The organism is Micromonospora sp. H33 (assembly GCF_052068455.1).
GTDB lineage: Bacteria > Actinomycetota > Actinomycetes > Mycobacteriales > Micromonosporaceae > Micromonospora.
In genome coordinates this window covers 22,662-30,534 of sequence record NZ_JBQHDE010000024.1, presented here as the reverse complement: position 1 = coordinate 30,534, position 7,873 = coordinate 22,662, and the positions used below count along the sequence as shown (strand labels likewise).

7 protein-coding genes and 1 pseudogene are annotated in these 7,873 nt (G+C 70.1%); 3 read left to right on the top strand and 5 right to left on the bottom strand.

Annotated elements, in window-relative coordinates; translation table 11 throughout:
- Nucleotides 1–1,165: 1,165 nt before the first annotated feature.
- Nucleotides 1,166–1,348 (bottom strand): hypothetical protein, encoded by a 183-nt coding sequence (locus tag ACTMS0_RS28635; RefSeq protein WP_441158391.1) that lies wholly within the window; start codon nt 1,346–1,348, stop codon nt 1,166–1,168.
- A 287-nt stretch (nt 1,349–1,635) separates the two neighbouring features.
- On the opposite strand from ACTMS0_RS28635, the gene ACTMS0_RS28630 reads away from it, so the two are divergent.
- A complete protein-coding gene (locus tag ACTMS0_RS28630; protein WP_441158389.1) occupies nt 1,636–2,535 on the top strand; it encodes a site-specific integrase in 900 nt (299 codons plus the stop codon).
- Nucleotides 2,536–2,614: 79 nt separating this feature from the next.
- Here ACTMS0_RS28630 and ACTMS0_RS28625 read toward each other — a convergent pair whose 3' ends face one another.
- Both ACTMS0_RS28625 and ACTMS0_RS28620 read right to left on the bottom strand, forming a co-directional pair.
- A complete protein-coding gene (locus ACTMS0_RS28625; RefSeq protein WP_441158387.1) occupies nt 2,615–3,730 on the bottom strand; it encodes an LLM class flavin-dependent oxidoreductase in 1,116 nt (371 codons plus the stop codon).
- Nucleotides 3,720–4,112, bottom strand: coding sequence for an SCO5389 family protein (locus ACTMS0_RS28620; RefSeq protein WP_168003903.1), 393 nt, complete (start codon nt 4,110–4,112; stop codon nt 3,720–3,722). Before ACTMS0_RS28620 ends, ACTMS0_RS28625 begins: the two co-directional genes overlap by 11 nt.
- 361 nt (nt 4,113–4,473) lie before the next feature.
- Between ACTMS0_RS28620 and ACTMS0_RS28615 the strand changes: the two are divergent.
- Both ACTMS0_RS28615 and ACTMS0_RS28610 read left to right on the top strand, forming a co-directional pair.
- A pseudogene (locus tag ACTMS0_RS28615) lies at nt 4,474–5,402 on the top strand (permease).
- A 13-nt stretch (nt 5,403–5,415) separates the two neighbouring features.
- Complete coding sequence (locus ACTMS0_RS28610; RefSeq protein ID WP_441158386.1) at nt 5,416–6,219, top strand: TIGR03943 family putative permease subunit; 804 nt, start codon at nt 5,416–5,418, stop codon at nt 6,217–6,219.
- Between the two features lie 288 nt (nt 6,220–6,507).
- Here ACTMS0_RS28610 and ACTMS0_RS28605 read toward each other — a convergent pair whose 3' ends face one another.
- Nucleotides 6,508–7,161 carry a choice-of-anchor M domain-containing protein gene (locus ACTMS0_RS28605; RefSeq protein WP_441158384.1) on the bottom strand — a complete coding sequence of 218 codons (654 nt, stop codon included), beginning with the start codon at nt 7,159–7,161 and terminating at the stop codon, nt 6,508–6,510.
- Entirely contained in the window at nt 7,158–7,805 is a 648-nt protein-coding gene (locus tag ACTMS0_RS28600; RefSeq protein WP_441158383.1) for a choice-of-anchor M domain-containing protein, read from the bottom strand. Before ACTMS0_RS28600 ends, ACTMS0_RS28605 begins: the two co-directional genes overlap by 4 nt.
- Nucleotides 7,806–7,873 lie beyond the last annotated feature (68 nt).

The window sequence follows — 7,873 nt, the reverse complement described above, 5'->3', positions numbered from 1 at the left end:
ACCAAGCCCGAGCCATGACCAGCCACTACGCCCGACAAGCCCTCATCGAACCGTGATCACAATCCCCGGCTGGAGTACTAGGGCAGGCATCGAAAGGGATTCACTCTCCCGCCCCCAGCCAGCCCCAGGTCATGCGGGCGGCCGTCCCCCCTGGAACTACCGCCGCAGCAAAGATCACGGCTTCGGCCACAGTAGACAATAACCATGGACGGACGCTGCGGCACCCGGGCGCAGCGGGCATGACGCTGGCGACGGCGTGGACAGCGTGGCAGGAGTTGCGATCCTCGCCCGGCACAGAGGCCAGGCGCAGCTGGTCGCCCCGTCACCGGACGGGTTGACGGCGTCCTCGTTGCGATCCTCGCCCGGCGCGGGGGCCGGACGCAGCGCTGGCGGTGAGGCGGGCGGTGTCCATGCCGCCGTCGTTGCGATCCTCGCCCGGCGTGGGGGCCGGGCACAGCGCCGCTGCGTGGTTCTGGCCGGCGTGCGCTACCGGTGGTTGTCAGGTGGCCATGGACAGCGGCCGCCAGAAGCGCTCTCCCGCCGCGAAGGCGCCCGCTGTGATCGATGTCAATCGATGAAATCGGTGATCCGCTTCGCCGTCGCCACTAGGACCAGACCGGACCCACCCGTACCCCACCGGACACCCCGGGACGCAGGGGATGTTCGTCGGACGAGCAGCCACCGAGCAGTCACACGTCCACAAGGGACGGACAATCAAGAAGCCTGACCCGCGTTTCCGCAGGCCAGGCTCTTGTGATCTTGCGCGCCCGAAGGGACTCGAACCCCCAAACCTTCTGATCCGTAGTCCAATGCCGCGAGGGCCCACTCATCCAGATAGCACTGGTGGGCCGATGGTCCCGGACCCTGACTGGCCTCTGATCCCGATTTACCCCATTCCATCCGCACTCGGTGAATGCCGAGCAATTCGGATGGAAGTGGCCCTTTATCGTCTGGTGCTTCCCGACGATGGGCCCACACCACGTCAAGGGAGAGACCATGAACAGTCAAGGCGTCATCGGCAAGCGGTGTGGGTGCCTCGACACGGCAACGGGCCGCCGTCGGGGCAGTTCCTGTCCGCAATTGTCGGAACGCGAGCACGGCAGCTGGTACTTCCACTGCTCGACGAGGAACCTGCTCGGCCAAGCGGACGGGTACGCCGGGGCGGTTACCCGTCGCAGGCGGCGGCCCGGCGGGCACGTGACGAGTTGCTGGCGTTGTCCCGCGAGGAGCAGGCCGGCCGGTCGTGGACGGTCACCCGGTGGTTGCGGTACTGGTTGTCGACCAGGACCCGGATCCGGCCGACAACGAGGATGCCACCCGCGATGTCGAGCAGTTCCTCATCCCGCACATCGGCCAGCTGATCCTCGGGGATCTGACTACACGGCAGCTCAACGCCGCGTTCACGGCAATCGCGGCCACCCGCAACCGGGCCGGACAACTTCAGTCCGCCTGCACGCTGCAGCACGTGCACACCACCCTGCGGGCGGCGCTCACCGGCGCCATGCGTGAAGGGCTACTCAAGGACAACCCGGCCCGGCGCGTGAGCTACCCGCCCGTCCCCGCCCGCAGGCCCAGGTGTGGACCGAAGCCCGCGTCGCCGAATGGCAAGCCAGCGGCGAACGACCCACCATCGCCGTGTGGACACCGGCGCAGCTTGCCGCCTTCCTGGACTACGTCCGCGACGACACCCTGTTCGCTCTGTGGTGGCTGATCGCCCTACGCGGACTACGCCGCGGTGAGGCCGCCGGCCTGCGCTGGACCGACGTCGACCTGCACGCCGGCCAGTTGTCCGTCGTACGGCAACGCACGACCGCCGGCTACGACGTGCACGAAGGACCGCCCAAGTCCGCGGCCAGCCGCCGGAGCGTGGCGCTGGACCAGCACACCGTGCGGGTGCTGCGCCAGCACCGCGAGCGCCAGCGACAGCGACGCCAAGCGCGGGCCGATGCCGGGAAGGTCAGCCACGACAGCGGCTATGTGTTCACCGGTCCCGACGGACTGCCCATCCATCCCGGCTACCTCACCCAACGTCTGCGGCTGCTGGTCAACCGGGCCGGACTACCCCCGATCCGCCTGCACGACCTGCGACACGGAGCCGCGACCCTCGCCCACGCCGCCGGCGCCGACCTCAAGACCGTCCAGGACCAACTCGGGCACGCCACCATCCACCTGACCGCCGACACCTACACCAGCGTCCTGCCTGAAACACAACGTCAAGCAGCCGAGGCCACCGCACGTCTCGTCCTCGACGCCGGCCTGCCCGGCGACGAGATCCGACGCCAGGTCAGCAACCTGCGAGCCGAGTCGCCGGAGCCCGCCTTATGTGCGAATACCCCGACCGCGCGGGGATGCCGAGGCAGATGGAGACCCTCCCGGGCTACGAACAGTGCCCGGATACGGCGGGCTTCCAAGCGACCCATCGACAGGGATACCGAGCGCTCTGACCGTCGTACAGCTGCCCTGTGCGCTCAGGCGAGCTTGCGTCACGACGTACTCGGGCAGCGGCAGGGACGGGATTCGCCTCTGGGGGCGTAGGGGTGCCGGGTACCCGTCCCTGCCGCACGGATGCTCACACCCGCATCCCTTCTGTGAGGCGCCGGCTCCGGCTGCGCCGTCACACACCTTCGCGACACCTGGCGGTTGAAACCACCGCCTGCGCTGTCGGCGCCGTCGGCACACTCCGAGACTCCTCGGTTGAAAGGCCGAGCACGTCCCGGCCGATGCGGTGGATCGTTTCGAGGGTACGGTCGCGTCCGCCGGCACCTTCGACCATCAGCAGCAGGTGCCGCACGCCGGGCAGGGTTGCGGCCTGGTCCAGAGCCTCCTTGCAGCGGCGGGGCGAGCCGGCGGGGTGGATGGCGACGAGCCGCTCCACGTAGGCGGCCAGATCGCGAGGGCCCGCTGGCCTGCCGTCGAGGCGGAGGTACTCGCGGGTGCCGGCCAGCAGCGCCGGGAGTCCGACGCGGACGGCGTCGGCGGCCTGCTCGTCGTCGTCCTCGACGTGGGCCAGGTGGGCGCTGGCGTGGCCGATGCGGTTTACGTCGTGGCCGTGCGCGGCGGCGGTCCGGGCGTAGCGGTCGAGGAGGCTGGCCTTCTCGTCGAGGTCGGCGTGCAGGCCGAGCAGCAGCGGCATGCCGTGGCGCGCCGCGAGGTCCACCGTCGGCGGTGAGGTCGCCGCGACCCACACCGGTATTCGCCGCGTGGGCCGTGGCACCACGGACACCGGCCGGAAGGGGAATCGGTCGTTACCGGCCACCGCCGGTGCGCCGGACAGCCATCGGCTCAGAAGCTCCAGCGCGTCGTGGAAGCCGGTCTGGAAGCGGTCCAGGCCGGTACCGAACACTTCCAGGTCGACCCATGGGCCACCCCGGCCGACGCCGAGGCGGAACCGGCCGCCGGACAACTCGTCGAGCAGTACCGCCTCCTCGCCGAGGGCGACCGGGTGGCGGTTGGACAGGATGCAGGCGGCGGTGCCGACCGCGATGGTGCGGGTGGCGCCGAGCAGGTGCGCGGCGAAGGTGATCGCCGAGGGACACACGCCGTAGGAGATGAAGTGGTGCTCGGCGATCCAGACCCCGGCGTACCCGGCGGCCTCCGCGGCGCGGCCGTACTCGTGGGCGTCGGCGAGAGCCGTGGCGTGGGTTGCGCCCGGGCGGTGCCCGGCGAGCAGGAACAGGTGGACGTCCACGTCCCGGCCTGCTCGCCGGGCGGTGATCGGGTCAGCAGTCACGCAGCTCGGGAGACTGGTTGAGCAGTTGGCCACGAACGGAGACGAAGCGGCGGTAGGTGTCGGAGTCGACGGCGGAGAGCCGGAACGCCGCGACGCGGTGACAGTTCTGGAAGGCGAGTTTGACGCCGAAGTGGCGCTCGAGGCTCGACCGGATGGCGTCGCTGGCCAGGGCGCGCAGGAGCTGGCCCCGCTCGGTCTCGCTCGGCGGTGGGACGACGTTGTCGGCGAAGTCGGCGTCGGACGACTCCAGGTCGGCCGCCACCCGGCTGACGACCTGCCAGGCGTACGGCAGTGAGTCGCGGACACAGGCCACGAACGCCTCGTCGTCGACGGGACCTGACTCGGCGGCTTGCAACAGGCTCGGTGGCACCGTGAGAGACATGCTCCTCCTCATACACGATAACGATCACTGTTGTCGTTAGCGTCGCGCCACGAGCACACCACGCACCGTCCGTTGCGTCAATGGCACTGCTCGTGTCTCCACCGCCCGGCGGGGATAGCCGGTGGTGCGCCGTCCATCTATCGCTTGAACTTGGCGCGGTGCCGCCCGCAACGCTGAGGTCCGTCACTGGGTTGAGCCACACGTGAGTGCAGCCGGACAGGTCAGCGGCGAGACGGACGTCCCCGATGACCAGCCGGACGGGCACGCGGCGCGGTCGGGGTGGCATCACGGGTCGTTCGTGCCGGCCGCCGCGGCCGGCGACGCCGAGGGGCACCCAGCGGGGGCGGGTACCACCGTTGTCGTGGTCGTGACGGCGCTGCTAGTACTTTTGGTGGTCGGGCAGTCGCCGTTCGCTGTCGGCCTCGGCGCTCGGCTGCTGGCGACGTGGACCAGTGTTTTCGTTTCGGTGATGGTGCAGGCGGTGCCCTTTTTAGTGGCGGGTGTGGTGTTGTCCGCGGCCATCGCTACGTGGGTCCCGCCGTCGTTCTGGGCGCGGGCGCTGCCGAAGCGTTCCGTTCTCGCGGTGCCGGTTGCTGGCGCCGCCGGTGTGCTGCTTCCGGGTTGCGAGTGCGGCGCCGTACCGATGGGTGCTGCGCTCGTGCGCCGAGGCGTGACGCCGGCGGTTGCGGTGACGTTCCTCTTGGCCGCGCCGGCGGTCAACCCGGTCGTGCTCACGGCTACCCGCGGTCGCGTTCCCGGCAAACCCTGAGATGGTGCTGGCGCGTGGCCTCGCGAGCATGACGGTGGCCGTGACCATGGGCTGGCTGTGGTTGCGTTGGGGACGCACGGACTGGATCAGGCTGCCGAACCGGCCTGAAGAGACCCGCCGGGGGCGAGCGTTCTGGCTGTCGCTGCGCCACGACATTTTGCACGCCGGCGGGTTCCTGGTCCTCGGCGCGGCTGCCGCCGCGAGTGTCAACGTGTTGCTACCGGAACGAGCCCTTGGTGTCGTTGTCGGCGACTGGGGCCTTGAGGTGCTGATCCTCGCCACGTTGGCCGTGGTCCTGTCGCTCTGTTCGGAGGCGGACGCGTTCGTCGCGGCGTCGATGTCGCAGTTCTCCCTTACGGCGCGGTTAGTGTTCCTGGTCGTCGGCCCCTGCCGTCGACCTCAAGCTGATCGCCATGCAGGCCGGCGTGTTCGGTGGTCGATTCACCCGCCGTTTCGTACCCGCCACACTGGCCGTGGCCATCGGTGTCGCGTCCGCCGCGGGCGCGGTCCTGTTGCCCTGAGCTCGGAGGACACGTGCACCGACTGGCCCAGTCGCTCCTACTCCTGGTGCTTGGCGCCACCGCGCTGCGGACGGCTCTGACTGACCTGCACCTGCGCTACGTCGGGGAGACACTGCGCCCGTTGCTGGTGGTGGCTGGCGGCACAGTGGTGATCGCCGCGTTGGTCGCGTTGCGGCACGACCTGGACCTGGCGGACACACCGGCCAGCGCCGGCGACGGTCCGGGCTCGGTGGGCCATCAGCACGGCGGCGGGCACGATCCGGCGATTGCCCGGCTGCTCGTCCTGCCCGTGCTCGCGCTGACGTTGCTGGCGCCGCCGGCGCTGGGCGCCTACCGGGCGCAACGGACCGGCACCGTGCTGCACTCGTCGCCGGAGGTGTCGCACCCGGCGCTGCCTGCCGGGGATCCCGTCACGCTCACCCTGTACGAGTTCGCCTACCGGGCCTCGACGGACGCCGGCGCCTCTCTGGCCGGCCGCAGGGTCCGGCTGACCGGTTTCGTCTCCACCAGTCCGGACGGCCGGCCCCTGCTGGCGCGGATCGTCGTGTCCTGCTGCGCTGCGGACGGCAGACCGATCAAGGTCGGCCTGACCGAAAAGGCACCGGCCGGGCTCGTCCCAGACACCTGGATAGAAGTCACTGGCCGACGCAGCACTCGCATCGGCACCGACCCGGCCAACGACGGGCCCATTCCCTACCTCCACTTGACGGTTGGCAACCTGTGCCACCGCCCCGGCAGCCGTACGAGTGAGATGCAGTGCAGAAGAGGCCGACCGGCGCGGCATCACCGGAGGAAGGGCCGGGCGGCTCAGCGTTGATCGTCCTCGCCGCACTTGTCGATGCGACTGTGCTGCGCGGCGAGGTCCGCCAGCCAGACTGGCCAGCGGGCGGACACGTCGAGACCGTCGCGCACGCATCTGCAGCGAGGTCGTCCGCTGCCGCCCTAGGCCGGCGACTTCTTGCCGTTCGTGCGTGCCGGCGCAGGTAGGCGGCCGGCCGGCGCGAGGCCCGGGTAGGCGGTGGGCTCGCGCCGGCCGGGTCCGCCGCTTGCAGGTACCCCCTACCTCGGCGGACGTCGGTGTGCGGCTACTGCGGGGTGGCGGTGGTCAGGGGAGGACTTCGAAGGTCCAGGTCTTGGCGCCGGAGCTGATGGTGCTGCCGTTGGAGGCGAGCACTGCGGTGACTTCGAAGGTGACGGCGTAGGTGCCGGCGGCGTCGAAGCCCCAGTTGACGTGGGCGTGGATGTTGCGGTTGACGTTGAGACTGTCGGGCAGGCCGTTGCCGCTGTCGAACAGCACCGTCGGGGTGCCCCCGGAGACGGTGTAGACGCTGAAGCCGGCCGGTCCGGTGACGTTGGTGAGCTTGAAGGTGACCCGGTTGTTCTGGAACACGCCGCTGGGCACCTCGGCGGTGTTCCAGCCGCCCCAGAGCAGCCCGGCGGTGCTGGCCTGGGGCAGCACCCAGGCTTGGCCGCCGGTGCCGAGGAACGACCAGGCGCTGCCGCTGGGGACGGTGACCTTGGCGCTGTTGGGGACGCGGAGGACGACGTCGGCGGGGTTGCGCTCCGCCGAGGGGCTGACGGTGTCGTCGAGCAGGTTGACGCTCAGCGCGCCGCCGGCGTAGTCGACGTCGATGACGTCGACGTGGCCGCTGGACAGCACGATCGGCACGGCAGCTGCGGGGGTGGCGGTGCCGGCGAGCAGCGCGGCGGTCAGGGCGAGGCCGGTGAGGAAACGGCTGCGGGTACGCATGATGATCACGCCCTGACCACGACGTGGAGGGTAGCCGGGTCGCTGGTGACCTGCTGCCCGGTGGCGGCGAGGGTGCCGGTGGCCCGGAAGGTGAGGCAGTAGATGCCGGCGCGGTCGAAGGCCCAGTTGGCGTGCAGGTGGTCGCCGGCGGTCAGGGCCATGGTGTCGGGCAGGCCGTCACCGCTGTCGGCGAGGACGGTGGGCTGCCCGACGGCGTTCTCGGTGTAGATGGCGAGCTGCCCGGGCCCGCTGACCGACTGCACGCTGAGGGTGAGCGCGTCGGCGGTGAAGGTACCCGGCTCGATCTCCTCGGCGGCGATGCCGGGCCAGATCAGGTCGGTGTTCTGGATCTCGGGCAGGATCCACACCTTCGACACCCCGGGGGTGCCGAGGAAGCCGAACGCGGGATCGTTCGGGACGGTGACCTTGGCCTGCCGCTTGACAACGATCTTGACCTGGTCGGTGGCGTACTCGACGTCGTTGTCCTCGTCGTGCACGCCGAGCTCCAGCTCGCCAGCCTCGTAGGCGATGTCGACCAAATCGACGTGCCCGGAGCTGAACGTCACCACGGTGGCCTGCGCCGGTGGCGCTGCCACGAGCATCGCCGCGGTCACCGCCCCGGAGGCGAGCAGCAGGCGGATGGGTTTGCGCACGAAGAACTCCTTCCCCGCGATCCCCTGTGGACCACAGTTAATGCAAACGATAGTCGTTCTCGATAGCG

Excerpts from the sequence above, each read along its gene's own strand:
- ACTMS0_RS28620 (WP_168003903.1), bottom strand. The coding sequence starts at position 4,112 with ATGTCTCTCACGGTGCCACCGAGCCTGTTGCAAGCCGCCGAGTCAGGT.